Origin of the sequence: Litchfieldella anticariensis FP35 = DSM 16096, from assembly GCF_000409775.1 — a bacterium.
GTDB classification, from domain to species: domain Bacteria; phylum Pseudomonadota; class Gammaproteobacteria; order Pseudomonadales; family Halomonadaceae; genus Litchfieldella; species Litchfieldella anticariensis.
In genome coordinates this window covers 310617-337280 of record NZ_KE332391.1, presented here as the reverse complement: position 1 = coordinate 337280, position 26664 = coordinate 310617, and the positions used below count along the sequence as shown (strand labels likewise).

Sequence of the window (26664 nt, the reverse complement as noted above, 5' to 3'; positions counted from 1 at the left end):
GCTGATGGGATCATGCGGTCGCGCGATGAGCAGGTGCACTTTTGGCAGGCTTCCCAGTTGGGAGGTGTGGAGTTACTGCATGCCCACTATGTCGAGCAACGCTTTGCACCTCACGTGCATTCCAGCTTCGTCATCAACGTGATCGAACGGGGGGGACAACGCTTCCATCATAGAGGCAGTGAGCATCTTGCCCCGATTGGAAGCATGGTATTGATCAATCCCGATGAAGTGCATACCGGTTCCAAGGCACATGAATCGGGTTGGAGTTATCGGGCCTGTTACCCGGAAGCTGAACAGATCCTTGATGTACTGAACGAACTGGAGCTGTCGCGGGGAGGGGTGCCGACCTTTACCGTTAGTGTGCTGCACGATGTCGAAGTGGCGGGAACTTTCATGCATTTGCATCGCTTGCTGGAGGAGGACTCCAGTGTCCTGCAGCAGCAGACGGTATGGCGCGAAGCCTTGCTCATGCTGTTTCAGCGTTATGCTCGCTTGCCGGCGGTACCCGGTGCGGGCCGTGAATCAAAGGCGGTGGCACTGGCCAAGGAATGTCTTGCTGGCCGTTTGGTGGACCCCCCATCGCTGGAGGAGTTAGGTGCTGTGGTCGGGCTGTCGCCCTTTCACTTTGCACGCGTCTTTCGACGTGCCACCGGCTTGCCACCGCATGCCTGGCTTAAGCAGAAGCGCTTGGAGAAGGCCCGCACCCTGTTGAAACAGGGCTTGGCCCCGGCCTGGGTTGCTACGGAAGCGGGATTTGCCGACCAAAGTCATCTTTCCCGGCAGTTCAAGCAGGCTTATGGCGTTGGGCCGGGCACTTACCGCAAAGCCTGCGCAAGATCGTTCAAGACCCAGCCTCAGTAGACGTACAAATTGGCGAACAGGAGGTATTGCCCATGTCCTGTTCGCGTGATTCCCGAATCCGGGAGCTTCTAGATGGTGTCCGCCATATCCTGCCTTTGCTTCTGGGGACCATTCCATTCGCTATCCTCTTCGGCAGCCTGGCGGTCGATGCTGGGTTTTCGCCTGCTCAAGCGCAAGGCATGTCGCTATTGGTCTTTGCCGGTGCGGCTCAGTTCGTCGCTATTACCCTGTTGGCCGGGGGAGCCGGCGTGGCCGTCGTACTGTCGACGACATTGGTAATCAATCTACGCCATCTGTTGTACAGTGCGGCGCTGCAACCCCATGTGCGGCATTTGCCGTCCCGCTGGCGCGCACTGCTGGCCTTCTGGCTAACGGATGAAGCCTATGCCGTAGTGCAGCAGCGCTATGCCCGCGATGATGGCTCGCCCTGCAAGCATTGGTTCTTCCTGGGCGCAGCCATGGCCATGTATGCCAACTGGCAGGTGTTCACCCTGGTCGGTGTCTTTTTCGGCCAGCGAGTGCCGAACCTGGCATCGTGGGGGCTGGACTTCGCTATGTTGGCAACGTTCACCGGTATCGTAGTGCCCATGCTTCGCAACCGGCCGAGCCTTGCCGCCGCGCTGGTGGCCAGTGGAGTGGCGCTGGCGAGCCGGGATTTGCCCTATCAGTTGGAGATGCTGGTGGCGGCATTGGCGGGGATCGTCGTCGGTGTCTTATTGGAGCGGCATGGCAGAAACAACCTGTCCGGGGAGGCGGCCCGATGAACCCTTGGTGGCTGATTCTTGGCATGCTGGCGATCACTTTTTCGATCCGCTATAGCCTGTTCGCCTGGCCAAATCTGCACTTCCCGACCTGGTTGAACCAGGCACTGCATTACGTACCGGTAGCCGTGCTGAGCGCAATCGTCGTCCCAGGACTATTGATGCCGGAAGGCGAACTGGATCTGGCTTGGGACAATGCCTACCTGCTGGCTGGCTTGGTCACTATCGCCATTGCCAAATTCAGCCGTCACTTGTTGACCACCATCCTTGGCGGCCTCGTGACATTCTTGTTGCTACGTGGGCTGTTCGGCCAATTGCCGTTGTGAAAGGCTTAGGCTTGAGGTTTGAGGCTGCCGTCCTCGCCCACGGCCAGGCGCATGGTGGGCATCCATAAACCCGGTGGCAAGCTCACACCCAGCCCACGTACGCCACCAGGGGTGATCGCCAGTTCGCTACCGGCAGGCAGTTCGCCACGGCTGGCGAGCTGACTGGCCAGTTGCACCATGGGAGCCAGGCGCTGGCCGCCGCTGAGGACGTCGAAGGCTACCGGTAGGCGCAGATCGGCATCGTCGCCCGGCGTCAGTGCTACCTGTTCTTCGTAGCGGCCGCTGACCGATTCGGCGCCGGGAATGTCGAGGGTCCAGGCGAAGCCGTCGAGTTCCACCGGTGGCATGCCGCTGGGCAGCCCCAGGCCCATGGCCAGGGTTGCCTGGATCGGTAGGCTGCCCATACCCAGGCTAGAGGCGATCAGCGAGGTGATATCGCTGGTGTCGAGACCGGCACGAATATTATAAGGGCCGATGCGCACGTCCTCGACGCCCAACGAGGTCACCGCCAGACGCATGGCGAATAGACCGGTCTGCGGCAGTGCTAGGCAGCCGCCGAGCAGTAAGGCCAGACACCAGGGAGCCATTAGGCGCCAGTACGCCAGAGGCGAATGAGAGAGGCGATGAATTTGCATGATGGCTCCTGAAAGGTAGTGCCATGAAACATAGGGTCGACAGGGTGTCAGACACGTCGAAGCGCGCGAATTCTAGGGCCAGGGCGTATCGAAGCCAAGCATTTTCATGGCCTACTGATGACATTGGTCATGCTGGTCGATCATGGCTGTCATACCGATTTACTAGCGCTACCACACTGACTCATGAGAGGTCACTATGATGAATCGATGGCTGCCGCTAGTGGCTTATATTGCCGCCGTGCTGGACGCCACACTGCTAGGGTCAATCGTGCAGACTCAGTTCAATCTGGCGGCACTGTCGGCATTGGGTGTCGAAATATCATTTGCCACGCGCTTAGCCACAACAGGCCACGATCTGCTGGGATTCACGCCGCTGTATGGCTCTCTGGTTGCCATCATGATGCTCGGGGCCATGCCGGCGGCGACCTTGGTGACACGCTGGCTAGGCTCCGGCGCCTGGTTGATTCATGCTCTGTCGGCTGCGCTGGGGCTGTGGGTGATGCTGTGGATCGTCGATACCTTGGCGCCCATGCCGACCTTGATCGCGGCCACCCGTAGCCTGGAGGGAACACTGGCGATGATGGCGAGTGCTGCTCTGGGTGGGTGGGGGTACGCTATCCTGGCGTACACCAAGTGGGACGGGTTTTCCGCATAATCTTGCAAGAGGAAGTTAGATGCAACGACTCTGTTGCATTCCATTGACCATCATTGGTTCGGCAGCTTGTGCCATGGCGATGGCTACGGACTACCGGATCGAGACGCTGGCCAAGGGACTCGAGCATCCCTGGTCGCTGGCTTTCCTGCCCGAAGGCGGCATGTTGGTTACAGAACGTGCTGGGCGCCTACGTTTCATCGAAGCCGACGGCACGCTACGCGACGCGCCCATTGCCGGTATGCCTGAGGTCTTGGTCGATGGCCAGGCGGGGTTGTTTGAAGTGGCACTGGCACCGGATTATGCCGACAGTGACATGGTATACCTAAGTTATGCGTGCGGTACGCTTACCGCCAACACGACCTGCCTGGATCGTGCTCGATTCGATGGTCGGCGCCTGACCGATCGGGCCCCCCTGTTTCGTGCCGAACCAGACAAGCGAGGAAGCTCCCATTATGGCGGTCGCCTGACATTCCTCCCTGATGACACCTTGGTATTGGGGTTGGGCGATGGCTTCGATTATCGCGAACAAGCTCAGAACCCTGCCAACCATCTGGGAAGCCTGGTGCGCCTGAACCTCGATGGCTCTACTCCCGACGACAATCCTTTCGTCGCTGACAGCGAGGCAAGAGCGGAACTCTACAGCATCGGCCATCGCAATATCCAAGGCATCGTCTACGATGCAATGCGGGGCGAGTTGCTCATTCACGAGCACGGCCCACGCGGTGGCGACGAACTCAACCGTATCCTTCCGGGTGCCAACTATGGCTGGCCACTGGCCACCCATGGTGTCGACTATACCGGGGCGCTCGTTACCCCCTTCACGGAATTGCCTGAGTTCGAGTCGCCACTACTGCACTGGACACCTTCCATCGCACCTTCGGGCATGACCTTGTATGACGGGGGACAGTTTCCCGAATGGCACGGAGACCTGTTCGTCTCGGCGTTGGCCGGTCGTCAGGTGCGTCGCCTGATTCGCGAGGACGGCGAGATCGTGGATCAGGAAGTCCTGTTCACCGAGCTTGATGAGCGGATTCGCGATGTTCGTACCGGGCCGGATAGAGCTCTTTATCTACTGACCGATAGCGAGCAGGGGCGGGTGCTGCGAGTGGTCCCGGCATCGCCACCTTGAGTGACTGCAAATGACGAAGGCGAGCCATCGTGCGTCTCAGGCTGCTGATAAAGCGCCTGTCGGACGCTTTTCTCGACTGCTGGTATCGTTGGGCGTCTCATCCTCCAGAGTCATGGGTGCAGAAGAACCAATTCGGTACTTCCGCTTTCTGGCAAAAGCCGTAGTAAGGTGCCCCGCGATGCTGCTTTACAGCATCTTCTATGGACGGAACGATTTCTTCCTCGATCAAGCTGCTCTCGCTATACAGATAATACCAACGCGGACGAAGAAATGAGAGAGGACGATCCATGACGAATTCGGCTGCTTTACTGTTAGGTCCGTTATAGAAATGAATTACTTTTATGTCGAATTGTCTGATGGTCTTATAAACCTCGGAGGGGATGGTGTCGCTAATTTCTTGCGGGTTGGTGCTGAATGAGTAGACTGAAAAAAACTTGAGTCCCAATTTTTCTGATAACGTTTTTAGCGTGTCGTTGATCTCGACCAACCGGCTATCGATCTTGAAAGTGATCGGCGGGGTAGTGTATTGGTAGTATAAAAAATAGCTGATGGCTGCCACTACGGTAATGGCCGCTAGTTTACGTTTGTTCATTGTCCTATCCATATCACTCTTTCCGCTCCCTGGCGCGTTGACCTTGGTTTCGGCATCGTTGGAGATTTTACCCTCCAGAGTTCTGCGCGCAGAAGAACCAGTTCGGTACTTCCGCTTTCTGACAGAAGAAGTAAGGTGGACCGTCCTGTTGCTTTACGGCTTCTTCTATGGACGGAACGATTTCCTCCTCGACAAGGCCACTCTCGCTATATAGATAATACCATCTAGGAAAAAGGAAGCGATCCATGACGAATTCGGCTGTTTGATTGTTAGGCCCGTTATGGAAATGAATTACTTTCATGTCGGATTGTCTGATGGTCTTATAAACCTCGTAGGGAATAGTGTCGCTAAGTTCTTGTGGGTTTGTGCGGAATGAGTAGACTGAAAAAAACTTGAGTCCTGATTTTTCTGATAGCGCCTTTAGCGTGTCGTTGATGTCGATTAGCCGGCTGTCGATCTTGTAGGTTATCGGCGGGGTGATAAATTGATAGACTGAAAAAGTGACGACAGCGACGATGATTGCTATTTTAGCTAATTTGCGCTTGTTTCTGACAATTTCCATATTACTCTCGCCGCTCCCTGGCGCGTTGACCTTGGTTTTAGCATCGTTGGATATTTTACCCTCCAGAGTCATGGGTGCAGAAGAACCAGTTCGGCACTTCCGCTTTCTGGCAAAACCCGTAGAAGGGTGCTCCGCGATGCTGCTTGACGGCTTCTTCTATGGACGGAACGATTTTCTCCTCGGTAAGGCCATCATCACTATATCGATAATACCAAAGAGGACTAAGGGAAAAGAGGAATCTATCCGCTCTGAAGGCGGCCGATTGGCGGTCAGGTCCGTTATAGAAATGGATCACGTAAATATCTAATTTTCTTACGGTATCGTACACTTCGGATGGAATGATATCACCATACTCTTCTGGATAAGTGTAAGATGAGTACACCTTTAAAAATTCGAACCCATGTTCTTCCGATAGCTCTTTGAGCGTATCGTTGACCTCGATAAGTCTACTGTCGATCTTGTAGGTGATCGGCGGGGTGATAAATTGATAGACTGAAAAAGTGACGATAGCGACAATAATTGCTATTTTCGCTAATTTACGCTTGTTTCTGACAGTTTCCATGTTACTCTCGCCGCTCCCTGGCGCGTTGGCAGTCGTGCAATACTTTCGAGCCGACTTCCATCGGGTACGGAGCGGCTTCTATCCTGTCGAGCAATATCTGGGGCGTCAGGTGCTGTGGGTCGGGGAATGCATCGAACAGATCGTAGCCGATTCTGATCGACAGGGCATCCGTAATATCATCGAAGCGTCGCAGTTCCTCTCCATTGACGACGGACCTATCGGTAGGCAACTGGAAGCGACGAAGATCCGATCCCACTTGCTCGAGTCCGGCGCCATCCAGCAGGGCATCCCGGGAGAAGCCGCAGAACAGCCCCATGTAGCCATAGTGGATATTGGACCAGATGTCGTAGAAGTATTCGTGATTCTTGTACTTATGGTGATATTGATAGGATGACTTGCCCAAGGTGTGAAATTTATCTTGTATATCGGATTTATGGTCCCAAGCGTGGCCCTGCATGACCATCCAGGTCCATGTGGACCATGCGGCTCGTTGCTGGGCATGCTCGATATCGTAAAAACCGGGTTTCACAACGGCTCTACCGATTTGTTGCAGAAAACCCAGTTCTTCACCTTCTCGCTGCCATTTACTGAGTTCCTGCTCGGCACTGTAGGCATTTTGCCGCTTCATTCGAAGTGCGGCATCCGATACGGCATTCTTCTGGATTTCCTGTACCATCCAGGCGGCGATTTTCACCGCCTGATCGGGATGGCGACAGGGTAGTATCACCTCGAAGGGGTCGTCGATACTGGCCGGGGTCGTGTGGGTCGTTGCTACCAGTCGCCATTCGCTCATCGGTCACTCCTTGACCAGAATTCTTACACCCGAGGAAACGAAACGGGAGTCGGCGATGTCGGCTTCGCCGTTGGCATCGGTCATGCCCTCCAGTGCCTCGCCGCTGTCCAGTTCCAGCCGATAGGCAACGCTGGCATAGGGCTTGCCACTGGCATCCTTGAAGATGACTCGCCGGTTATGGGTTTCCCCCTTGGCGGGGCTGAGCGGTTGCATCGCTCCGCCTCGTGGCGAACCGATCTTGACCGTGGATGCGGCTACCACCTGGCCGCCACAGGACGTCGCACTACCGTGCACGGCGGCAGGGGAGTCTTCTATCTGGTACCAGTCGAGTCCCGTGACGATGCTCGCTCCGCAGGAGCTCTTGTCTCCGGCCCGGGCGGCGGGCTTGTTGTCTACCAGGGCACTCGCGGCCCCGGTCACGATACGGTGGGGGCCACCCTTGCATGGGCAAGCTACCAGGTCGCCCAGTTTGGCAAGATCCATTTACCTGTTTCCCTGTCAACGGCTCAAGGAACCGTTCGTATGCGTCGCGTATCTTCGCACGCTGCTTTTTCAGTATGCCCCGACGCTGGCGTGAGGCGGTGAGGTCGCCAGTATATAATGAACACTTGACAAAGTTAAGCAAACGCTGAATAAGTGCTCGCGCAGACTAGCGTTCACGCTCAGTCTGAACTGCCCCCTGAAAGTTGGACATCACACCAACCGTAAGGGGGCAGTTCAATGACACCAGTGCCTTGTCAGTCGTCCGAGGACCCGTTGGGGGCATGAAAGCAGCGGACTTCAAGAAGCTAGCGACGCTTCTTGCGTGCTTCCCGCGTACGACCAAGTTCGCGCTTCCTGGCCTTCTCGCGATCACTGGCATCGACGTCGGTGTCGTAAGGGTTCTTGCCCGAGCGGAACTCGAAACGAATCGGCGTGCCTCGCACCTTGAGCACCTTGCGGAAGGTGTTGGTCAGATAGCGTTTGTAGGCTTCCGGTAGCGACGCAGTCTGGTTGCCATGGACGACGATGATTGGTGGATTGCTGCCACCTTGGTGGGCCATGCGCAGCTTGATACGCCGGCCATGCACCAGTGGAGGCTGATGCTCGCTCACGGCATCTTGCAGAATGGTGGTCAGGCGATTGGTCGACCAGTGGCTGGTTGCCGAGGCAAAGGCACGTTCGATCGAGGGGTAGAGATCGCCTACGGCAGTACCATGCAGTGCCGAGATGAAATGCAGGTCGGCGTAGTCGGCGAAGCCCAGACGACGCTTGACATCGGCACGCATCTTTTCCTTCGCTTCCTGCTCCAGGCCATCCCACTTGTTGACTGCCAGCACCAGGGCGCGGCCCGAGGTCAGCACATAGTCGAGCAGGTGTAGATCCTGTTCCACCAGACCGCTGCGGGCATCGAGCACCATGATCGCTACATGGCATTCCTTGATCGCCTCGAGCGTTTTGATGATCGAGAACTTTTCGGCAATCTCGCGTACGTTCTTGCGCCGTCGTATCCCTGCGGTATCGATCAACACATAGGGTTTGCCACGGCGTTCGAAGGGAATTTCGATGGCATCACGGGTAGTGCCGGCTTCATCGAACACCACCACCCGTTCCTCACCGAGTAGGCGGTTGACCAAGGTCGATTTACCGACGTTGGGCCGCCCCACCACACCGATACGGATGCCGTTGCTGAGATCCGCTGGTGCATCGGTTTCCTCGCGCTCGGGGAAGGGGGCCAGGACTTCGTCGATCAGGTTGGTGACGTTACGACCGTGGGCAGCGGCAATGGGGTGAGGATCGCCCAGCCCAAGTGTCCAGAAATCGGCCATCGCCGAATGCTCTTCCAGGCCGTCGGTCTTGTTGACCACCAGCCAGGTCTTCTTTTGGTTGACGCGCAGGTGATTGGCAATGGCTTCGTCGGCGACATGCAGCCCGGCACGAGCGTCGACCATGAACAGTACGATATCAGCTTCATCGATGGCCAGCAGCGACTGCTCTGCCATGACGGCATCGATGCCTTCCTCGTCGCCACTGATGCCACCGGTATCGATGACGGTATAGGTCTTGCCCCCGAGCTGGCCGTTGCCATACTTGCGGTCACGGGTCAGGCCGGGGAAATCGGCCACCAAGGCATCCCGCGAACGTGTCAGGCGGTTGAACAGCGTCGACTTGCCGACATTGGGGCGGCCGACCAGGGCTATGACTGGATTCATTGTGTCTCGCGTATTTGCAGGGCTTCGAGGCGCCCATCATTGGCCTGAGCGTAGATCCGGCGGCCTTCGGTGAGGGGACGCACGCTGATGCCGGAGCTATCGACTCGGGTACGACCGACGATGTCACCGTTGCGGGCATCCAGCAGGTGGACATAGCCCTCGAAGTCGCCTAACACCAGCTTGCCGTCGGCGAAGGCGGGAGAGGTCAGCCAGCGTCCTTCCAGATCTTCATTGCGCCAGATCTGCTCTCCGGAAAGAGCGTCCAAGGCCATGATATGGCTGGCCTCGTTGACGGTAAACAGGTAATCGCCGACCAGTAGCGGGGTCAGATAGCTGGAGTAGTCACGCTCCCACATAACCTCGCCGCTGGTGGCTTCGAGCGCCATCAGGCGACCGTTATAGCTAGTGACGTAGAGACGTCCATCGGGTGTCAGGACCGGTTGACCGGCCAGGTCGACCAGGCGATCGACCTCGCTGCGTCCCTGGGGCACGGCGACACGCATTTCCCACAGCGGCTGACCACTGCGATTGTCGAGAGTCGCTAGCCGACCGTTGGCAAAGCCGACGAAGGACACCGGTTCGATGACCTGGGGGGTGCCGGTACCACGTAGCGTCAAGGCTGGTTGGGAGCTGGTATAGACCCAGCGTTCGTCACCGCTGACGCGATCGAGCGCCGTCACGCCTCCATCGACACTCTGCACGATCACCAACTGGGTATTGGCCTGCGGGGCAGCCAGGACTTCACTGGATACCCGTGAGCGCCACTGGATTTCTCCATCATCCTGGCTCAGTGCCAGCACCTCGCCATTGCGCGTTCCCAGAAAGAGTTGTCCCGTTCTCGCAGTCAGACCACTGGAAATGGCGGTATCGAGATCTCTTTCCCAGCGTGTGTCACCGCTTTCGGCCTCCAGGGCCACCACATGACCCTCCGTATCGGCGGCAAAGATAGTGCCATCTTCCGAGGCGGCGCTGATCGGATAACGAGCCCGGCCCAAGCCCTCACCGATGCTTTGGCTCCAGGCACTATCCAACTCCACGGTGGCGTTGAAGCCCGTCAGCTCCTTCGGAGGGTATTGCGGTTCGACTTTGCCGGCACAGCCGGCCAGTAGGGTGAGAGCAGCGGCCACTAACGCGAATGCCGGCATCTTCATAGGGTCGCCTCCTGGGTGCCCAGGTTGTCGAGCTTGAGTTGAACGCCGTAGAGCGGCTGATTGTGCTCTTCGGCCAGTGCCATGGCTTGCCGGTAAGCGTCGCGAGCGTCTTCGTCACGTTCCAGCTTGAGGTAGGCATCGCCGCGAATATCGGCACGTTGGGCTTCCAGTGATGAGGTGATCTCCTCGTCCAGGGTTGCCAGTGCCGCCTCGGGATCGTCGGTCGCTAGCTGCAAGCGGGCCAGGCGAAGACGCGCCAGGCTGCGTATGTACTCCCGTGGCGTGTTCTCGATGACGTCGCCTAGTGCTGCCTGCGCAGCCGCCCTGTCGTTATCGCTCACCGCCAGGCGTGCCTCTATCAGGCCTGCTAGATCGGCATACAAGGTGTCGCCGTGATTGTCAGTGATCTCGCCGATCAGTTCCTGGGCCCGGCTACGGTTATCGGCTGCCAGCTCGTTCTGGCCGACGATGCTGATGAGTTGCTGATAGCGCATCGAGGCGGCTTCGGCCTGATTGGCTTGATAGTCTTTCCAGGCATTCCAGCCCAGCACCCCGGCAGCAGCGATCACCACCCCGGCGATCAACGATTTGCCGTTCTCTTTCCACCAGCGCTTGATGGCCTCAAGCTGCTCTTCTTCGGTTCTCAGCTCCGCCACGGGCGGTCTCCTCTGACTCTGGGATCGTGCGGCAGTCTCGCCGACCGTTAGGGGGTTGCCAGCAAGGATTCGAGGGTTTCGACCAGCTCACTCTGCGCCAGGCGCTGCTGTTCGCGCTCCTCACGCAGGAATTTCAGTGTGACCAGATCGTGGGCTAGTTCATCCTCACCAAGTAGCAGGGCCAAACGGGCGCCGCTCTTGTCGGCTTTCTTGATCTGGCTCTTGAAACTGCCACCGCCACAGTGAACCTGAAGGCGGCAGGTGGGAAGTCGATCGCGCAGGCGTTCGCCCAGCAACAGCGCAGCACGGGTAGCGGTTTCGTCCATACCAAGCAGGTAGACATCCAGCGGCGGGGTGGCATCCTGGGGAACCAGCTCAAGGGTTTCGAGTAACAGGATAAGGCGCTCGATGCCCATCGCAAAGCCCACCGCAGGGGTCGGCTTGCCACCAAGCTGCTCGACCAGTGCATCGTAGCGACCTCCGGCACATACGGTGCCTTGGCTGCCCAGGGCCGTAGTGGTCCATTCGAAGACGGTACGAGAGTAGTAGTCGAGACCGCGTACCAGGCGCGGGTTGATCCGGTATTCGATACCCGCCGAGTCGAGAATCGCGGTCAGTCGCTCGAAGTGGTCACGGGAAGCATCATCGAGGTGATCCAGCAGTTGCGGAGCCCCGGCGAGCATCGGTGCCATATCGGGATTCTTGGAATCGAGGATGCGTAGCGGATTGGTGGAGAGACGCCGTCGCGAGTCGTCGTCGAGTACCTCGTGATGTTGCTCGAAGTAGGCCACCAGGATATCGCGGTAGGCGGCACGGGCTTCGCTCGAACCCAGCGAGTTGAGTTCCAGTGTGACATGCTCGGATAGGCCAAGCTGTTTCCACAGGCGTGCTGTCAGCAGGATCAACTCGACATCGATGTCGGGTCCTTCGAGACCGTAGGCTTCGGCACCGACCTGATGGAACTGGCGATAACGACCTTTCTGAGGGCGTTCGTGACGGAACATCGGCCCTTGGTACCACAGCCGCTGGACCTGATTGTGCAGCAGACCATGTTCCATGGCCGCACGTACGCAGCTTGCAGTGCCCTCGGGGCGCAAGGTGAGACTGTCACCGTTGCGATCCTCGAAGGTATACATCTCCTTCTCGACGATATCGGTGACTTCGCCAATGGAACGGGCGAACAAGGCGGTTTGTTCGACGATCGGCGTGCGAATCTCGTCATAGCCGTAACGCTGCATCAGCAGTCGTACCTGGCTTTCGAAATACTGCCATAGGGCCGATTGACCGGGCAGCAGGTCGTTCATGCCACGAATGGCCTGGATTCTTTTCTTGCTTGCTTCGGGCTTGCTCAACACTGGCTCCTTAACTCATCGCCCACGATTCAAGTCTCGCGAGCGATCACATCCTGTTCGGCCTGCTGCTTCTCACGTACCTTGTCGCGAATCAGTGCCTCGAGGTCATCGATCAAATGATCGTTACGCAACTTGCTGGCCGGCTTGCCGTCGATGTAGACGAGGTTGGCCGGGTCACCACCGGTGAGGCCGATATCGGCCTCCTTGGCTTCGCCGGGACCATTGACCACACAGCCGATCACGGACACGTCAAGAGGGGTCATGATGTCCTCTAGGCGCTCCTCGAGAGCGTTCATGGTGCTGATCACGTCGAAGTTCTGCCGTGAACAACTCGGACAGGCAATGAAATTGATGCCTTTGGAGCGCAGGCGTAGGCTCTTGAGCATGTCATAGCCGACTTTGACCTCTTCCACCGGGTCGGCGGCCAGCGAGACACGGATGGTATCGCCGATGCCATCCATCAACAGCATGCCGAGACCGATCGATGACTTGACGGTACCGGAACGCAAGCCGCCAGCTTCGGTAATACCCAAGTGCAGCGGCTGCTCGATCTGTTTCGCCAGTTGGCGGTAGGCACCTACGGCCATGAACACATCGGAGGCCTTTACGCTAACCTTGAATTCCTGGAAGTCGAGGCGATCGAGGTGCTCGATGTGACGCATGGCGGATTCGACCAGTGCTTCTGAAGTCGGTTCGCCGTACTTCTTCTGCAGATCCTTCTCCAATGAACCGGCATTGACACCGATACGGATCGGGATACCGTTGTCGCGGGCTGCCGACACCACGGCCCGCACGCGATCCTCACGGCCAATGTTACCGGGGTTGATGCGCAGGCAGTCGACGCCCAGCTCGGCGACACGCAGGGCAATCTTGTAGTCGAAATGGATATCGGCCACCAGCGGCACTGGTGATTGGCGCTTGATGCGGCCGAAGGCCTCGGCAGCGTCCATGGTGGGTACCGAAACGCGCACGATATCGGCACCGGCAGCCGCGAGACGCTGGATCTGAGCTACGGTGGCGTCTACGTCCAAGGTGTCGGTGTTGGTCATGCTCTGTACGGAGATCGGTGCATCGCCACCGACCGGAACATTACCGACATGGATTTGACGTGACTGACGCCTGACGATGGGAGACTGAGCGTGCATGGCGGTCATTCTCCTAGAGTGAAACGTGCGACATTGTTGGTCCCGGCTCGTTCACGGAGGTCGATAACTTCGCCACGATAGCGTAACTCGACGCCGGAGGCATTGCCGATGGTCAGCCGGAACGGAGGTTCTCCCTCGGCAGTGGCCTGGGTACCGCCTTCTTGCAAGCCGACGAAGATACGATCGTTGTTGGCGTCGAAAATTTCGGTCCACGACTGCTCGTTGAAGGTCAGCTGCAGGGTACGCGAATCGGTGGCTGAAGCTGTGGGTTCTTGCTCTTGCGTTTCCGCGGTGCTGGGCTCGCTTGCTTCCTCGCCGGCAATCGGTTCCTCTGGTGATGCCGACTGTGTCGATGTCGACCGGTCCTCGCCATCATCGGTTCCCGGCGTTTCCACATCGGCTTGTGGTGCCGGCACATCACCGATATTACTGTCGGTCGCGGTATCCGGGGCGAAGGCGGGGTCGTCCGTTGCGTCATCGACCAAGCCCAGTTCTTCACTGTCTTCCGGCAAGGGAGGCAATGATTCCGACGCGGATTCCGTCTGCTCAGATGTAGATTCGGCGGGTTGCTCGGCGACCGGGGTGCCGTCTAGGGTATCTACGGCCACTGGCTCGTTTCCTCCCAGTCCCAGCAGGTCGTTGCCGTTGCGACTTTGCCACCACAGCAAGGTCAGGCCAATCAGACCGGCGATGACCAGCAGCGTGACCAGCTTGAACAACCAAGCGCCAATACGTGAAGGAGGTTTGGTGACATGAACCGGAGCGATCCTGTGCTCGGTCTCGACGTTGCCGAAACGAGAATTGTAGGCGTCGATTATTGGACGGTCGTCAATGCCAAGCAGGCGTGAATAGGCACGCAGGTAGCCGCGCCGATAGGTAGCGACCGGTACTTCGTCGTAACTATCGGACTCGAGACCATCCACCACCGCCGGGCGTAGATTCAAGGCGGTGGCTACCTCCTCGCGTGACAGCCCTTGTTTCTCCCGTTCGAGCTTGAGCAGTTCTCCGGGCGAGGGCTGTGGAGCAAGTTCGGCTGGGTCGTTGTAGTGTGTTTCGCTCATATCTGAGCATCCTTAATCAAGATTCGGTCATCAGGGAGCGCCATGAAAGCTGCCCAACTGCTCGGAAACAAAGAAGGCGGTGTCGTCATCTCCGCGGGCGGCTGCGATGTGGCTTGCCAGCCTACGGCTTTCGGGAGTGACACCTACCAGACCAATAAAAGACTGCAGTTGCTCCCAGGAGCGTGAATAGTTGCCCTGAGCGTATTCGATTTCGGCCAGTGCGAAGTAACTGTTCGGATTTCGAGCATCGATCGATTGGGCACGCATCAGACTATGGCGCGCCGCGTTAAGATTGCCGAGTTCTCGTTGACACTGCCCCAGGTTGTTGAATAGCAGGGCTCGATTCGGATATTGGGTATCCTCGCTGGCCAGTTCGAGCTGATGGCAAGCTTTGGCAGTGTGTCCTTGGCCGAATAAATAGGCGGCATAGTTATTGCGCGTGCGTGTGAAGTCGCCATCGGCCTGCAATGCCCGCTGGAAGTAGTCGTCGGCGAGGGACGCTTCCCCTTGACGTTGATGAACCATGGCCATGAGCTGCAGAGCCTCGGCATGCTCAGGATTGAGCTCCAGCGCTCGGTCAAGCGCCGAAATGGCGCGTGGTAGGTTATCGCGCTCCAGATAGGCGGCAGCTAACTGGGTATAGGCGTCGTCGGGTGCGGCTCCCTCTTCGGTGCTGGTTGCCTGACTCGCACATCCTGACAGCCAGGCGACACTCAGCAAGGCTGCCATTACAGCGGCCGGCTTGAGTCGAACTGGCGAGCAGTGGCGACAAATCATGGCGTTACCCCATAAAAAAAGCCTACCCATCAAAGCGCTGTGTTCAGTTGAAGTCAAGGTTGCCGAGAACGCTTAATCAGCATCGAGCTGAATCGATTGAATATAACGTGCATGGCGTTTGGTTCGATCCTTGACACGCCCCACCAGCTGGCCGCAAGCAGCATCGATATCGTCGCCGCGTGTACTGCGAATAGGCGCCGTATATCCCAGTTCATAGAGCCATTGCTGGAAGCGCATTACCTGGTTGCGCGACGGCTTTTCGTATCCCGAATGCGGGAAGGGGTTGAACGGGATCAGGTTGATCTTGCACGGCAGTTCCGCCAGCAATGCGGCGAGTTGTTCCGCATGCTCTTGCTGGTCGTTAATGTCCTTGATCAAGGTATACTCGATGGTCACCATACGCGTGTCATCGCACTTGGCAAGATAGCGATGGCAGGCATCGAGTAGAGCGCGGATGTTGTATTTGCGGTTGAGCGGCACCAATTCGCTGCGCAACTCGTCGGTGGCGGCATGCAGCGAGATAGCGAGGCTCACGTCAAGTTCATCGCCGAGCCTATCTAGCATCGGCACCACGCCAGAGGTCGATAGGGTGACGCGGCGTTTGGACAACCCATAGCCGTTATCATCGAGCATCAGCTTCATCGCCGGCACTACGTTATCGTAGTTCATCAGCGGCTCGCCCATCCCCATCATGACGACATTGGTGACCGGGCGGTTGGCGGTGTCCTTGCGCGGCCCGACACTGCGTTGGGCGACCCATACCTGACCGATGATCTCGGCTGCGGTCAGGTTACGTTGGAAGCCCTGTTTACCCGTGGAGCAAAAGCTGCAATCCAGTGAACAGCCAACCTGGGACGAGACGCACAAGGTGCGACGCTTACCGTTGTCGGCTGGAATCAGCACGGTTTCCACATAACTGCCGTCCTCCACTTCCAGCACCCACTTACGTGTGCCGTCACTGGACGAACCCTCGTAGACCACGCCAGGTCCACGGATCTCCGCTACGTCAGCCAGACGCGCACGCAGTGCCTTGGACAAATTGGTCATGGCCTCGAAATCATCGCAACCTTCGTGATGAATCCACTTCATCACCTGAGCGGCACGGAACTTCTTCTCACCGATCGACAGGAAGAAGGCTTCCATCTGCTCGCGGGACAGACCCAGCAGATTGGTACGTTGAGGAGCGGTCGTAGAGGTCATGGCGGTCAACGGGTCGTTGGGGCGGGGGTGCTAGCACCCCCGCGAAAAATGGCCTGGGGAGATACCGACTCATGCTGAGGAAACAGCGCGAACCGGTGTTTCCCTTAGCGAGGGCAGATCTCGTCGCTGCTGAAGAAGTAGGCCACTTCGCGCTCGGCAGAGGCAGCAGAGTCAGAGCCATGCACGGCATTGGCGTCGATGGATTGGGCAAAATCGGCGCGGATGGTGCCAGCCGCGGCTTCTTGCGGGTTGGTGGCCCCCATCAGCTCACGGTTCTTGGCGATGGCACCTTCACCTTCCAGGACTTGCACGACTACCGGTCCAGAGGTCATGAAACCGACCAGATCGCCAAAGAAGGGACGCTCCTTGTGTTCAGCGTAGAAACCTTCGGCCTGCTCCTTGGACAGGTGCAGCATCTTGGAAGCGACGACTTGCAGGCCGGCTTTCTCGAAGCGGCTGATGATTTCGCCGATCACGTTCTTGGCTACGGCGTCGGGCTTGATGATGGACAGGGTACGTTCAATGGCCATGGGGAGTGTCTCCGTGAGAATGGTTAACGGGCTTCTGGATGACATCGCGCCGCCCGGAGTACGGCCAAGGGGCCGGATGGGGCGGCGCGTCGAGAAAATGGTGCATCGACCAAGTAGCGGACGGGGCCGAATAGCCGGGCATTATAACGGCTGCAGGCGAAACTTCTCAATCGCCATGCAGCGAGAGATCAGCGCGTCAGACGCTGAAGCTTTCCCCGCAGCCGCATTCGTCCTTGACGTTGGGGTTGTTGAAGCGGAAAAAGCGGTTCAAGCCTTCCGACACATAGTCGACTTCGCTACCGTCCAGCATCTGCAATGCTTCCGGGTCGACGAAGATCTTGGCGCCATGTTCCTCGAAAGAAACGTCATTGGCAGCCGCTTCGTCGGCGAAGTCGAGCACGTAGCTGTAGCCGGAGCAACCGCTGGGCTTGACCGAGACACGTAGACCCAAGCCATGACCGCGCTCGTCGAGCACTCGACGGATCTGACTGGCGGCGGCAGTAGTAATCGAAAGATGTGCCATAGGGCTTGCCTCCTGCGATGGTGAATGGGGATGCGACATCAGCGGCGCAATGCGACGATGGCGTGGCGTACTTCGGCGATGGTGGCATCGATCTCGCGTTCGGTGGTGAAGCGGCCGAAACTGAAACGCAGCGACGCTAATGCGCGGGCATGTGGCACGCCGATCCCTTTCAATACATAGGATGGCTCAACGCTTGCCGAGTTGCAGGCCGAGCCTGTGGAAATGGCGATATTGCGCAAGGCCATCAACAGCGACTCACCGTCCACGCCGTCGAAGGCCAGGTTGACGATATTGGGCAATGCCACCCGGGTATCGGTATTGTGATGGATACCATCGAGGTCCGCCAGGCCATCGAGGAATCGTGCCTGAAGCTGGGCAATATGTGCCTGATCGGTTTCGCGCTCTTGCTGTGCCAAGGCAAAAGCCTCGCCCATACCGACGATCTGATGAGTCGCGAGCGTTCCCGAGCGCATGCCGCGCTCGTGGCCACCGCCATGGATCAGCGCTTCGACGCGGATATCCGGGTGACGGCGCACGAACAGTGCGCCGACTCCCTTGGGCCCGTAAATCTTGTGGGCTGAAAGTGACAGTAAATCGATGCCTGAACTCTGGACATCGAGGTCGAGCTTGCCGGCGGCTTGAGCTCCGTCGACATGAAAGGCAGCGCCACCGGCATGCGCGACTTCGGCCAGGGCTTTTAGATCATGAATGCTGCCAAGCTCATTGTTGACCGCCATAAGCGACACTAGCACGGTGTCGTTGCGCAGCGCTTCCCGCAATTGGGTGGGCGTGACGCGACCATCGGCGCCCGGTGTCAGCCAAGTGACTTCGAAGCCCTCATTCTCCAGGGCATGAGCGGTATCCACGACCGCCTTGTGCTCGACGATGGATGTCACCAGGTGGCGTCCACGGGCACGATTGGCGCGCATGAATCCGATCAATGCCAGGTTGTCGGCCTCGGTAGCACCACTGGTCCAGACGATTTCGCGTGGATCGGCATGGATCAGGTCAGCGACCTGGCGGCGTGCGCCTTCCACCGCCTGCTCGGCCAGCCAGCCGGGCATATGGCTGCGTGAGGCCGGATTGGCAAAGGTGCCATCCAGGGTCAAGTGGCGGCTCATGGCCTCGGCGACACGTGGGTCGACCGGGCTGGTAGCAGCATAATCGAGGTAGACGGGAGCGCTCATGACGATGTAGGACGATCCTCGTTGGCGAGAACGGTGGTGGCCGTCGTGCCCTTTCGTTCAGGGCGGGGAGACGGCGATAGTGGTTTCATCGGTGCGCCGCCGTTGCCGCTCGGCAATGGCGCGCACCTCGTGGCGCTGTACCAATTCACCCAGGGTGATGCCATCGAGAAATCCATGTATTTCCCGCGACAAGTCGCACCATAGATGGTGTGTCAGGCAGACGTCACCCTGCTGACAATCCGATAACCCTTGGCAGCGAGTGGCATCCACGGACTCGTTGACAGCATCGATGACTCGCGCCACTGAAATGGCGGCCGGCGCTTGTGCCAGTAGATAACCACCTCCTGGGCCGCGTACGCTCTTGACCAGCTGTGCACGTCGTAGCCGAGCGAAGAGTTGCTCGAGATACGACAGGGAAATCTCCTGGCGTCGGGAGATGTCAGCGAGGCAGATCGGCCCTTCTCCAGCGTTGAGGGCCAGATCCAACATCGCGGTGACAGCGTAACGTCCTTTGGTAGTCAAGCGCATAGGGAGTATCGAACGCAGGGTGTCGTGGCGAGGCACCGATAACCAGATTGTCGCGCCATTATGAGAAACCCCAGTACTTTGGTCAACAATTAGGCGCCGTCGTCATCGGATGACTTGAGAGGCTTGGCGGGAGCATCGCGCCGCTTGTCGCCATCTTCCTGCGGTGGGCAGCAACTGTCGACGTCGGCGAGAATATCGGCGAAATCCTCGTCACGCAGTTCGGGCAGTTGTCCGTCACGATAGCTGGCATCGAGTTTTCTCAGCGTGTTGCACATCTGTTCGATGCGCTGGTCCACGGCATGCATGTGGTCGAGCATGGCCTGCATCGAGCGTGCCACCGGGTCAGGCATGTCCTGACTGACGCCATAGGCATCGAAGCCGAATTTTCGACGCATGGCTTCACGGCGCTCGGGGTCGAAAGTGGGGACTTCTTCGGTATCCGGCTCGGCGCGCTTGACGATCTTGCCAGGGATACCGACCACCGTGGCGCCGGCCGGCACTGCCTTGGTGATGACGGCATTGGAGCCGATCTTGGCCCCAGCGCCGACTGTGAAGGGACCGAGGATCTTGGCTCCGGCACCGACGATCACGCCATCCTCCAGGGTGGGGTGGCGCTTGCCCTTGTTCCAGCTCGTACCGCCCAGGGTTACCCCTTGATAGAGGGTGACGTCATCGCCGACCTCGGCAGTTTCACCGATCACCACACCCATGCCATGGTCGATGAAGAAGCGGCGACCGATACGCGCCCCAGGATGGATTTCGATACCGGTCAGCCAGCGAAACAGCGTTGAGATGGTGCGAGCCAGCCACTTTAGATTGTGCTGCCACAACCAGTGACTCAAGCGATGGGCGAGCAGGGCATGCAGTCCCGGATAATTGGTCAGGACTTCCAGGAAGTTGCGCGCGGCGGGGTCGCGAGCGAACACGCTGTTGATGTCTTCACGCAAGTGATGAAACATGCGGCAATCCTTACATCACGGAGTGGCGGCAGGCCCGAGGCGTTCTCAGGATCGGTCGCGCGATGCGCGGGCCGGGAAAAGATGCCTATTACCTACCGGAAATCATTATTGGGGCGTGAACGCCCGCCTGCAAGGTACGGACACGGCCCAACTCACGGATGCATGTCGCCGGAATCGGCTCCGGGTGTCCGCCCGGCATGCTTTTCCATCGCCGTGAGCATGCCGCGCAGGATATTCATTTCCATTTGGTCCGGTCGGGCGCGGAGGTAGAGTCGGCGCAATCGTGCCATCAGTTGTCGAGGGGTGGCCGGGTCGTGAAAGTCGATGGCTATCAACACTCGTTCCAAGTGCGCGAAGAAACGCTCCAGATCAGCGTGACTCGCGGGAGGATTATCCCACTCGATACCGAAGGGCTGGTGCTCCTCCTGCGTGCTTGGGGTCTCGGCCTGTTGGGTGGCAAGCCAGGCCAGGTGGCATTCATAGGCCAGTACCTGCACCGCCGTGACCAGGTTGAGCGAACTGAAATCGGGGTTGGATGGGATATGTACATGGGCGTGACAGCGTTGCAATTCGGCGTTGGTCAGGCCGCTATCCTCGCGACCGAACACCAGTGCCATTCGTGTTTCGGGGCCGGTGAGTTCGTTCGGCAAGCGCTCTCCGAGAGCACGGGGGGTGAGCATTGGCCACGGCAGCGTGCGTGAGCGGGCGCTGGCACCGACTACCAGAGTGCAATCGGCCACCGCCTCCTCGAGGGAGTCGACAGTACGTGCCCCTGCCAACAATTCGTCGGCACCGGAGGCGCGGGAAATGGCATCCGCGGAGCGTGCCTCGCCACGCGGAGATACCAATGTGAGGTCCGTCAATCCCATGTTTTTCATGGCGCGGGCGGTGCCGCCGATGTTGCCGGGGTGGCTGGTGCCGATCAAGACGATGCGAATACGCTCTAACATGGGGTCACTGCTGGCTGCTTGGAAGATCGGAGGACGAGTCTATCATGTCCGCGGCCCTTGGCGCGCACGTGGCAATGGCAGTACCCCTTCGAATCTGCTAGGATGCGCGCCGTCGTTACGATCACTCGACACCGTTTCATAGATCGCCCGACACCGTTCTTTAACAGCTACCGACTTCCCAAAGGCCCGATCATGCATCCGATGGTCCAATTCGGGTTGCGCGCCATGCGCAGCGCCGCCGAACAGTTCGTGCGCGTTCGTGAGCGTATCGAAAACGCTCACGAGGAACATAATCTTGACCGCTTGCTCGAGGATGTCGCCCGCAATGCCGAGACATTGATCGTGCGACAGCTATCGCGTGGCTATCCGCAGCACGGTGTATCCGGTCGCTATACCCCTTTCCATGAAGGGCAAGGCGAAGGGCGGGATTACCACTGGCGGATCGAGCCCTTTCATGGCTATTCCAATCTGTGTGTCGCAGGCCCGGCGTTCGCTTTGTCGCTGGTATGTCTGGTCAAGGGGCGTCCCGAGCACGCGGTGATTATCTCGCCGTTCAGTGACGATGAGTACTTGGCAAGCCGTGGTCGTGGCGCTCAGCATAATGGCAAGCGGATTCGAGTATCCAAGGCGACTGTCATTGGAGGTGCCAGAGTGGCAATGAGCTTGCCGGAAACCTGGCTGCGTCCCCGTTATTTATCGACCTATCTGACCGCCGTGCAGCAGCTTGGCCCGCAGATCGATGTGCTGCGTGCCACCGGCAGTGGTCTGTTGGACATCGCGGAGCTCGCCAGTGGGCGTGTCGACGCAGCCCTCGTGCTAGGCCTTGAGGAGCAGGACAAGGAAGTCGGTACGCTATTGCTGAAAGAAGCCGGTGCCCTGATGGGTACCCCCGATGGCCGCCCCGGCGTCGACACCGAAGGCTTGCTGATGGCTGCCAGCCCTCGTCTCTACAAGGCGCTGGTGCAGCAGCTCAAGCCGCATTTCTAGCGGTTCTAGCGGTAAGCCATCAGCTGCAAGTCGTAAGTAAAATGAAACCCCGCGACCCTTGAAGGTGCGGGGTTTCTTTTTTCATGCTTTTCAACAGCTTACAGTTCCGCTCAGGGCAGTTCTTCCGCCTCTGGGTCTTCCTTCTTGGCAGGTATCAGGTCCTCGCGCTCGAGCTTGAGCGGAAGCAGCAGCGCCGATGCCACGTAAATGGAGGAAAAGGTACCCACACCGATACCGACGATCAATGCCACGGCGAAATTGTGGATCATATCACCACCCAGCACCAGCAAGGCCAATAGGACCAGCAGGGTGGTGCCTGATGTAGCCAGGGTACGTGACAAGGTGGAGTTGATGGCGTCGTTGAAGATCACCGGCATGTCGTCGATGCGCGACTTGCGGATGTTCTCGCGGATACGGTCATAGACCACGATGGTGTCGTTCAGGGAATAGCCGATCACTGCCAGTAATGCTGCTAGCACGGTGAGGTCGAAGTCGAGCTGGAACAGCGAGAAGAAGCCGACCACGATTACCACATCATGGATCAATGCCAGCAGGGCCCCCAGTGCAAACTTGTACTGGAAGCGAAAGGCCACGTAGACCATTACGATACCCAAGGCTACCAGTAAGCCCAGGCCACTCTGGTCGCGCAGCTGTTCGCCGACTTGGGCGCCGACGAATTCAGCACGTACCAACTCGACGTTGTCGCCATCGGCGCGCAGCAGGTTGACCACTTGTTCGCCGACTTCGGGGTCGAATGCCTGCTGTAGACGAATCAGTACCTCGGTAGCGGCGCCGAAGGTCTGCACCGATACATCCTGGAAGCCCTCGGCCTCGAGTGTCTGTCGCACCGTGTCCAGCGCTGGTACCGTCTCGTAGCGGACTTCCACCAAGGTGCCGCCGGTGAAGTCCAGTCCCAGGTTGAGCTGTTGCACTGCCAGGGAGCCGATCGATACCAACAACATCAGGGCCGAAACGAGAAAGGCCAGGCGGCGCTTGCCCATGAAATCGAACTGTCGCATCGCGAGGCTCCTCATATCCAAAGTTTCTTCACTGGCTTGCCGCCGTAAGTGAGGTTGACCATGGCCCGTGTCAGCATCAAAGCGGTGAACAGTGAGGTCAGGATGCCCAGTGATAGGGTGACGGCGAAGCCCTTGACCGGACCGGTGCCGATCGAGAACAGAATCAGCGCCACCAGCAGGGTGGTGATATTGGCATCGATGATCGAGCTGAAGGCGCGCTCGTAGCCGGCATGGATGGCTTGCTGGACCGACATGCCTCCACGCAGTTCCTCGCGTATTCGCTCGAATATCAACACATTGGCATCAACCGCCATCCCCAGGGTCAGCACGATCCCGGCGATGCCAGGTAGCGTGAGCGTGGCGCCGAGCATCGACATGACGGCGATCAGTATCACCAGGTTGGCTGCCAGTGCGACGTTGGCGAAAATGCCGAACACCCGGTAGCGCACCAGCATGAACAGCACCACCAGTAGCAGGCCGATCTGCACTGACATGATGCCACGATCGATATTGTCCTGGCCCAGGCTAGGGCCGATGGTGCGTTCCTGCACGAAGTAGATCGGTGCTGCCAGCGAGCCGGAGCGCAGCAGTAGCGACAATTCGGCTGCTTCGGTGGGGGAGTCGAGGCCGGTGATGCGGAAGCTGTTGCCCAACGCACTTTGTATAGTGGCCAGGCTGATGATGCCGCGTTCGGTATAGGGCTCGCGTACCTCGACCTCTTTGCCATCCTCGATGACCGTACGAGTCCGGGTGTTGTGCTCGATGAACAGCACCGCCATGTTGCGGCCAATGTTGGTACGGGTAGCGCGATTCATCAGCGTGCCGCCGGTGCCATCCAAGTCGATGTTGACCTGGGGGCGGCCGTTCTCATCGAAGCTGCGACTGGCACTGGAAACGCTGTCGCCGGTGACGATCACATCGCGCATCAGGGTGGCGGTACGCGCTTCATTGTTACGGAAGCTGAACTCCTCCGTTTCGCTGTCCGGGGTGTCCGGACGTGCCTCGAGGCGGAATTCCAGATTGGCGGTGGCGCCGACCACGCGCTTGGCGGCAGCAGTATCCTGGACACCCGGTAATTCGACGACGATGCGGTTTGGCCCTTGGCGTTGGACCAGTGGCTCGGCAACACCCAGCTCATTGACCCGGTTGCGCAGAGTGGTCAGGTTCTGGTTGATCGCATAGTCCTCGATCTCGTTGACGGCTTGGTCGGTCAACGTCATGGCCAAGGCGGCGCCGCGGCCCTCATCGAGGTTCTGGTAGGTGAAGTCGGGGAATTGACGAGCAATCAACTGGCGTGCCGCATCGCGATCTTCTTCGTTGGTGAAGTCCATCGTCAGGGTGCGATCATCGATGTCGGTATTGCGATAACGAATACGCTCGTCACGCAGCGTCTCGCGAATGGCGCTGGCGTTGACCTCCAGGCGCTGGGTCACGGCTGCATCCATATCGACCTCGAGCAGGAAGTGCACGCCACCGCGCAGATCCAGTCCCAGGGTCATGGGAGAAGCAGCCAGACTTTCCAGCCAAGCGGGAGTGGATTCCGCCAGGTTCAGAGCGACCACGACGTCCTCGCTCACCATGTCGGCAATGATGTCGCGCGCCTCGATCTGGTCGTCGGCATTGGTGAGACGGATCAGGATACCATTTTCTCTGGTTTCGCTGGCCTTGATCTCGATGCCGGCATCGGTCAAGGCATTCTGGAAGCGCTTCAGTCGAGACTCATCGAGGGTTACATCACCTCGTGTGCTGCTGATCTGGACAGCGGGGTCCTCGGGATAGAGGTTGGGCAGCGAATAGAGCAGGCCAACGGCGAGGACGATGAGTATCAGTAGATACTTCCACAGGGGATATCGGTTGAGCATGCAAGCCCTGCCTTGTAGCTAACGTGACGAAGTAGCTAGCGCATAATGCGTGAGAAGCCGCAGTCCTGTCGTGGAGGACGGGAAAGGCACATGTGCCTTTCCCGAAATCGCGGACTACCGGTAAAGGGTCAGATGGACTTGATGGTGCCCTTGGGCAGAACCGACGCGACAGCGCTCTTCTGCACATTGACCTCGGTGCCTTCGGAGATCTCCATGGTGATGAATTCTTCACCCACCTTGGTGATACGTCCCAGCATGCCACCGCCAATGACCACTTCGTCGCCTTTGGAAAGACCGCTCACGAGTTGCTTGTGTTGCTTGGCACGCTTGGCCTGCGGACGCCACAGCAGGAAATAGAAGATCAGCACGAAGCCGACCAGCATGACGATCTGAGCGATACCGCCGCCTGCAGCGCCGCCTTCGGCATAGGCCGGAGAGATAAAGAAGTCCAGCATTTGAGTCGTGTCTCCTGGATCAGGTGAGGGAACGGGGATTCATATCGTCACTTGGCTATGCCGTCGGCGCGGGCGGCACCGGCAAGCCACGTTGCGTGTAGAACCTTTCAACAAAGTTCGCCAATGTACCCGCTTCGATAGCACCGCGCAAACCGGCCATTACACGTTGGTAATGGCGAAGGTTATGAATGGTATTGAGCATCGAGCCCAGCATCTCGCCACAGCGGTCCAGGTGATGCAGGTAGCCACGCGAGAAATGCTGGCAAGTATAGCAATCACAATCCTCCTCCAGTGGACGAGTGTCGTGTCGATGCTTGGCGTTGCGGATCTTGATCGTGCCTTCGAAGGTGAACAGGTGGCCGTTTCTGGCGTTGCGGGTGGGCATCACGCAATCGAACATGTCGACGCCTCGGCGCACGCCTTCCACCAAGTCTTCAGGTTTGCCTACACCCATCAAATAGCGTGGCTTGTCTTCCGGCATCCAAGTGGGAAGATAGTCCAATACTTCGATCATCTGCTCCTTGGGTTCGCCTACCGAGAGACCGCCGATGGCCAGACCATCGAAACCGATCTCCAGCAGCCCGGCCAGCGACCGTTCGCGGAGCGCGGGGTACATGCCGCCTTGAATGATGCCGAAAAGTGCCGAGGGCGAATCGCCATGAGCGATACGTGAACGCTTCGCCCAGCGCAGCGACAGCTCCATCGAGGTCTCGGCCTGTTCGAGAGTAGCGGGATAGGGCGTGCATTCGTCGAAAATCATCACGATGTCCGAGCCCAACGAGCGCTGTACCGCCATGGACTCTTCCGGCCCCATGAAGACTTTGGCACCATCCACCGGTGAACGGAAATGCACGCCTTCCTCGGTGATCTTGCGCATCTCACCCAACGAGAAGACCTGGAAACCACCAGAGTCGGTAAGAATCGGCTTCTGCCACTGAGCGAAATCATGCAGGTCGCCGTGGGCTTCGATGACCTCCGTTCCCGGTCGTAGCCAGAGATGAAACGTATTGCCGAGGATGATCTCGGCGCCGATCTCTTCCACCGAGGCCGGCGTCATGCCTTTGACGGTGCCATAGGTGCCTACCGGCATGAATGCAGGGGTCTCCACCGTACCACGAGGAAAGTGTAGGCGGCCCCGACGTGCGCGCCCGTCGCTGGCCAGACGCTCGAAGTTCATGAAGCATTCGTTTCGCATTCGGTTTCTCGAAATGTGTGACAAAACGTGCCGATGACGATCAGGCAAGACAAAAGCTG

30 protein-coding genes are annotated in these 26664 nt (G+C 58.6%); 6 read left to right on the top strand and 24 right to left on the bottom strand.

Annotation, left to right across the window (positions count from 1 at the left end; translation table 11 throughout):
• Positions 1-12: 12 nt before the first annotated feature.
• Genes L861_RS13975 through L861_RS13965 form a run of 3 tightly spaced genes read left to right on the top strand, consistent with a single transcriptional unit; the run spans position 13 to position 1948 of the window.
• Positions 13-861 (top strand): AraC family transcriptional regulator, encoded by an 849-nt coding sequence (locus tag L861_RS13975; RefSeq protein ID WP_016417106.1) that lies wholly within the window; start codon positions 13-15, stop codon positions 859-861.
• Positions 862-893: 32 nt separating this feature from the next.
• Positions 894-1625, top strand: a complete 732-nt coding sequence (locus tag L861_RS13970; protein ID WP_016417105.1) for an AzlC family ABC transporter permease — start codon at positions 894-896, stop codon at positions 1623-1625.
• Positions 1622-1948: an AzlD domain-containing protein gene (locus L861_RS13965; protein ID WP_016417104.1), complete on the top strand. Its 327-nt coding sequence runs from the start codon at positions 1622-1624 to the stop codon at positions 1946-1948. The genes L861_RS13970 and L861_RS13965 overlap by 4 nt, the downstream gene beginning before the upstream one ends.
• Before the next feature lie 5 nt (positions 1949-1953).
• Here the strand turns inward: L861_RS13965 and L861_RS13960 are convergent, their stop codons facing one another.
• Positions 1954-2535, bottom strand: coding sequence for a hypothetical protein (locus L861_RS13960; RefSeq protein WP_035568521.1), 582 nt, complete (start codon positions 2533-2535; stop codon positions 1954-1956).
• Between the two features lie 244 nt (positions 2536-2779).
• On the opposite strand from L861_RS13960, the gene L861_RS13955 reads away from it, so the two are divergent.
• Positions 2780-3238, top strand: coding sequence for a hypothetical protein (locus L861_RS13955; RefSeq protein ID WP_016417102.1), 459 nt, complete (start codon positions 2780-2782; stop codon positions 3236-3238).
• 19 nt (positions 3239-3257) lie between these two features.
• Positions 3258-4367 (top strand): PQQ-dependent sugar dehydrogenase, encoded by a 1110-nt coding sequence (locus tag L861_RS13950; RefSeq protein WP_016417101.1) that lies wholly within the window; start codon positions 3258-3260, stop codon positions 4365-4367.
• A gap of 97 nt (positions 4368-4464) precedes the next feature.
• Here L861_RS13950 and L861_RS13945 read toward each other — a convergent pair whose 3' ends face one another.
• The 19 genes from L861_RS13945 to trmJ form a co-directional block, all read right to left on the bottom strand.
• Complete coding sequence (locus L861_RS13945; protein WP_144063045.1) at positions 4465-4959, bottom strand: arylamine N-acetyltransferase; 495 nt, start codon at positions 4957-4959, stop codon at positions 4465-4467.
• Positions 4960-5026: 67 nt separating this feature from the next.
• The gene (locus L861_RS13940; protein WP_016417099.1) at positions 5027-5593 is read right to left on the bottom strand and encodes a hypothetical protein; all 567 of its coding nucleotides are present in this window, start codon (positions 5591-5593) and stop codon (positions 5027-5029) included.
• The gene (locus L861_RS13935) at positions 5577-6083 is read right to left on the bottom strand and encodes a hypothetical protein (RefSeq protein WP_016417098.1); all 507 of its coding nucleotides are present in this window, start codon (positions 6081-6083) and stop codon (positions 5577-5579) included. The genes L861_RS13940 and L861_RS13935 overlap by 17 nt, the downstream gene beginning before the upstream one ends.
• A gap of 1 nt (position 6084) precedes the next feature.
• Positions 6085-6876, bottom strand: coding sequence for a polymorphic toxin type 44 domain-containing protein (locus L861_RS23675; protein WP_016417097.1), 792 nt, complete (start codon positions 6874-6876; stop codon positions 6085-6087).
• Between the two features lie 3 nt (positions 6877-6879).
• On the bottom strand, positions 6880-7359 hold the full coding sequence (locus tag L861_RS23670) for a PAAR domain-containing protein (RefSeq protein WP_016417096.1): 480 nt from the start codon (positions 7357-7359) through the stop codon (positions 6880-6882).
• Between the two features lie 305 nt (positions 7360-7664).
• The gene (gene der / locus L861_RS13920) at positions 7665-9068 is read right to left on the bottom strand and encodes a ribosome biogenesis GTPase Der (RefSeq protein ID WP_016417095.1); all 1404 of its coding nucleotides are present in this window, start codon (positions 9066-9068) and stop codon (positions 7665-7667) included.
• The gene (gene bamB, locus L861_RS13915; protein ID WP_016417094.1) at positions 9065-10219 is read right to left on the bottom strand and encodes an outer membrane protein assembly factor BamB; all 1155 of its coding nucleotides are present in this window, start codon (positions 10217-10219) and stop codon (positions 9065-9067) included. Before bamB ends, der begins: the two co-directional genes overlap by 4 nt.
• Entirely contained in the window at positions 10216-10875 is a 660-nt protein-coding gene (locus L861_RS13910) for a YfgM family protein (RefSeq protein ID WP_016417093.1), read from the bottom strand. Before L861_RS13910 ends, bamB begins: the two co-directional genes overlap by 4 nt.
• 47 nt (positions 10876-10922) lie before the next feature.
• Positions 10923-12227 (bottom strand): histidine--tRNA ligase, encoded by a 1305-nt coding sequence (hisS, locus tag L861_RS13905; RefSeq protein ID WP_016417092.1) that lies wholly within the window; start codon positions 12225-12227, stop codon positions 10923-10925.
• Positions 12228-12256: 29 nt separating this feature from the next.
• Complete coding sequence (gene ispG / locus L861_RS13900; RefSeq protein ID WP_027947657.1) at positions 12257-13372, bottom strand: flavodoxin-dependent (E)-4-hydroxy-3-methylbut-2-enyl-diphosphate synthase; 1116 nt, start codon at positions 13370-13372, stop codon at positions 12257-12259.
• Positions 13373-13377: 5 nt separating this feature from the next.
• Positions 13378-14433 carry a RodZ domain-containing protein gene (locus tag L861_RS13895; RefSeq protein WP_016417090.1) on the bottom strand — a complete coding sequence of 352 codons (1056 nt, stop codon included), beginning with the start codon at positions 14431-14433 and terminating at the stop codon, positions 13378-13380.
• 30 nt (positions 14434-14463) lie between these two features.
• A complete protein-coding gene (gene pilW, locus L861_RS13890; protein WP_016417089.1) occupies positions 14464-15210 on the bottom strand; it encodes a type IV pilus biogenesis/stability protein PilW in 747 nt (248 codons plus the stop codon).
• A gap of 72 nt (positions 15211-15282) precedes the next feature.
• On the bottom strand, positions 15283-16410 hold the full coding sequence (rlmN, locus tag L861_RS13885) for a dual-specificity RNA methyltransferase RlmN (RefSeq protein WP_016417088.1): 1128 nt from the start codon (positions 16408-16410) through the stop codon (positions 15283-15285).
• Positions 16411-16514: 104 nt separating this feature from the next.
• On the bottom strand, positions 16515-16940 hold the full coding sequence (gene ndk, locus L861_RS13880; protein WP_016417087.1) for a nucleoside-diphosphate kinase: 426 nt from the start codon (positions 16938-16940) through the stop codon (positions 16515-16517).
• A gap of 196 nt (positions 16941-17136) precedes the next feature.
• The gene (locus tag L861_RS13875; RefSeq protein WP_016417086.1) at positions 17137-17463 is read right to left on the bottom strand and encodes a HesB/IscA family protein; all 327 of its coding nucleotides are present in this window, start codon (positions 17461-17463) and stop codon (positions 17137-17139) included.
• A gap of 38 nt (positions 17464-17501) precedes the next feature.
• Positions 17502-18650 (bottom strand): aminotransferase class V-fold PLP-dependent enzyme, encoded by a 1149-nt coding sequence (locus L861_RS13870; protein WP_016417085.1) that lies wholly within the window; start codon positions 18648-18650, stop codon positions 17502-17504.
• A gap of 57 nt (positions 18651-18707) precedes the next feature.
• Positions 18708-19178 carry a Fe-S cluster assembly transcriptional regulator IscR gene (iscR, locus tag L861_RS13865; RefSeq protein ID WP_021029198.1) on the bottom strand — a complete coding sequence of 157 codons (471 nt, stop codon included), beginning with the start codon at positions 19176-19178 and terminating at the stop codon, positions 18708-18710.
• Positions 19179-19267: 89 nt separating this feature from the next.
• A complete protein-coding gene (cysE, locus tag L861_RS13860; protein ID WP_016417083.1) occupies positions 19268-20137 on the bottom strand; it encodes a serine O-acetyltransferase in 870 nt (289 codons plus the stop codon).
• A 152-nt stretch (positions 20138-20289) separates the two neighbouring features.
• Positions 20290-21087 carry a tRNA (cytosine(32)/uridine(32)-2'-O)-methyltransferase TrmJ gene (trmJ, locus tag L861_RS13855; RefSeq protein WP_016417082.1) on the bottom strand — a complete coding sequence of 266 codons (798 nt, stop codon included), beginning with the start codon at positions 21085-21087 and terminating at the stop codon, positions 20290-20292.
• Positions 21088-21279: 192 nt separating this feature from the next.
• Here trmJ and L861_RS13850 point away from each other — a divergent pair, with 192 nt between their 5' ends.
• Positions 21280-22074, top strand: coding sequence for an inositol monophosphatase family protein (locus tag L861_RS13850; RefSeq protein WP_016417081.1), 795 nt, complete (start codon positions 21280-21282; stop codon positions 22072-22074).
• A gap of 110 nt (positions 22075-22184) precedes the next feature.
• On the opposite strand, the gene secF is transcribed toward L861_RS13850, so the two are convergent.
• The 4 genes from secF to tgt all read right to left on the bottom strand — a co-directional run bounded on the left by secF (position 22185) and on the right by tgt (position 26587).
• Entirely contained in the window at positions 22185-23093 is a 909-nt protein-coding gene (gene secF / locus L861_RS13845) for a protein translocase subunit SecF (protein WP_016417080.1), read from the bottom strand.
• Between the two features lie 11 nt (positions 23094-23104).
• On the bottom strand, positions 23105-24955 hold the full coding sequence (secD, locus tag L861_RS13840; RefSeq protein WP_016417079.1) for a protein translocase subunit SecD: 1851 nt from the start codon (positions 24953-24955) through the stop codon (positions 23105-23107).
• 128 nt (positions 24956-25083) lie between these two features.
• Positions 25084-25410, bottom strand: coding sequence for a preprotein translocase subunit YajC (gene yajC / locus L861_RS13835; protein WP_016417078.1), 327 nt, complete (start codon positions 25408-25410; stop codon positions 25084-25086).
• A 55-nt stretch (positions 25411-25465) separates the two neighbouring features.
• Positions 25466-26587, bottom strand: a complete 1122-nt coding sequence (gene tgt / locus L861_RS13830; RefSeq protein WP_016417077.1) for a tRNA guanosine(34) transglycosylase Tgt — start codon at positions 26585-26587, stop codon at positions 25466-25468.
• Positions 26588-26664: the final 77 nt, after the last annotated feature.

Coding starts and splice junctions, on each gene's coding strand:
- L861_RS13870 (WP_016417085.1), bottom strand. CDS start 18,650: ATGAGCGCTCCCGTCTACCTCGATTATGCTGCTACCAGCCCGGTCGAC.
- ispG (WP_027947657.1), bottom strand. CDS start 13,372: ATGCACGCTCAGTCTCCCATCGTCAGGCGTCAGTCACGTCAAATCCAT.
- L861_RS13940 (WP_016417099.1), bottom strand. CDS start 5,593: ATGACTCTGGAGGGTAAAATATCCAACGATGCTAAAACCAAGGTCAAC.
- L861_RS13875 (WP_016417086.1), bottom strand. CDS start 17,463: ATGGCACATCTTTCGATTACTACTGCCGCCGCCAGTCAGATCCGTCGA.
- rlmN (WP_016417088.1), bottom strand. CDS start 16,410: ATGACCTCTACGACCGCTCCTCAACGTACCAATCTGCTGGGTCTGTCC.
- L861_RS13945 (WP_144063045.1), bottom strand. CDS start 4,959: ATGAACAAACGTAAACTAGCGGCCATTACCGTAGTGGCAGCCATCAGC.
- pilW (WP_016417089.1), bottom strand. CDS start 15,210: ATGATTTGTCGCCACTGCTCGCCAGTTCGACTCAAGCCGGCCGCTGTA.
- L861_RS13975 (WP_016417106.1), top strand. CDS start 13: ATGCGGTCGCGCGATGAGCAGGTGCACTTTTGGCAGGCTTCCCAGTTG.
- yajC (WP_016417078.1), bottom strand. CDS start 25,410: ATGCTGGACTTCTTTATCTCTCCGGCCTATGCCGAAGGCGGCGCTGCA.
- trmJ (WP_016417082.1), bottom strand. CDS start 21,087: ATGTTAGAGCGTATTCGCATCGTCTTGATCGGCACCAGCCACCCCGGC.
- L861_RS13950 (WP_016417101.1), top strand. CDS start 3,258: ATGCAACGACTCTGTTGCATTCCATTGACCATCATTGGTTCGGCAGCT.
- tgt (WP_016417077.1), bottom strand. CDS start 26,587: ATGAACTTCGAGCGTCTGGCCAGCGACGGGCGCGCACGTCGGGGCCGC.
- der (WP_016417095.1), bottom strand. CDS start 9,068: ATGAATCCAGTCATAGCCCTGGTCGGCCGCCCCAATGTCGGCAAGTCG.
- L861_RS13850 (WP_016417081.1), top strand. CDS start 21,280: ATGCATCCGATGGTCCAATTCGGGTTGCGCGCCATGCGCAGCGCCGCC.
- cysE (WP_016417083.1), bottom strand. CDS start 20,137: ATGTTTCATCACTTGCGTGAAGACATCAACAGCGTGTTCGCTCGCGAC.
- L861_RS13895 (WP_016417090.1), bottom strand. CDS start 14,433: ATGAGCGAAACACACTACAACGACCCAGCCGAACTTGCTCCACAGCCC.
- L861_RS13960 (WP_035568521.1), bottom strand. CDS start 2,535: ATGGCTCCCTGGTGTCTGGCCTTACTGCTCGGCGGCTGCCTAGCACTG.
- secF (WP_016417080.1), bottom strand. CDS start 23,093: ATGCGACAGTTCGATTTCATGGGCAAGCGCCGCCTGGCCTTTCTCGTT.
- L861_RS13955 (WP_016417102.1), top strand. CDS start 2,780: ATGATGAATCGATGGCTGCCGCTAGTGGCTTATATTGCCGCCGTGCTG.
- ndk (WP_016417087.1), bottom strand. CDS start 16,940: ATGGCCATTGAACGTACCCTGTCCATCATCAAGCCCGACGCCGTAGCC.
- L861_RS13965 (WP_016417104.1), top strand. CDS start 1,622: ATGAACCCTTGGTGGCTGATTCTTGGCATGCTGGCGATCACTTTTTCG.
- iscR (WP_021029198.1), bottom strand. CDS start 19,178: ATGCGCTTGACTACCAAAGGACGTTACGCTGTCACCGCGATGTTGGAT.
- L861_RS13970 (WP_016417105.1), top strand. CDS start 894: ATGTCCTGTTCGCGTGATTCCCGAATCCGGGAGCTTCTAGATGGTGTC.
- bamB (WP_016417094.1), bottom strand. CDS start 10,219: ATGAAGATGCCGGCATTCGCGTTAGTGGCCGCTGCTCTCACCCTACTG.
- L861_RS23675 (WP_016417097.1), bottom strand. CDS start 6,876: ATGAGCGAATGGCGACTGGTAGCAACGACCCACACGACCCCGGCCAGT.
- L861_RS13935 (WP_016417098.1), bottom strand. CDS start 6,083: ATGGAAACTGTCAGAAACAAGCGTAAATTAGCGAAAATAGCAATTATT.
- secD (WP_016417079.1), bottom strand. CDS start 24,955: ATGCTCAACCGATATCCCCTGTGGAAGTATCTACTGATACTCATCGTC.
- L861_RS23670 (WP_016417096.1), bottom strand. CDS start 7,359: ATGGATCTTGCCAAACTGGGCGACCTGGTAGCTTGCCCATGCAAGGGT.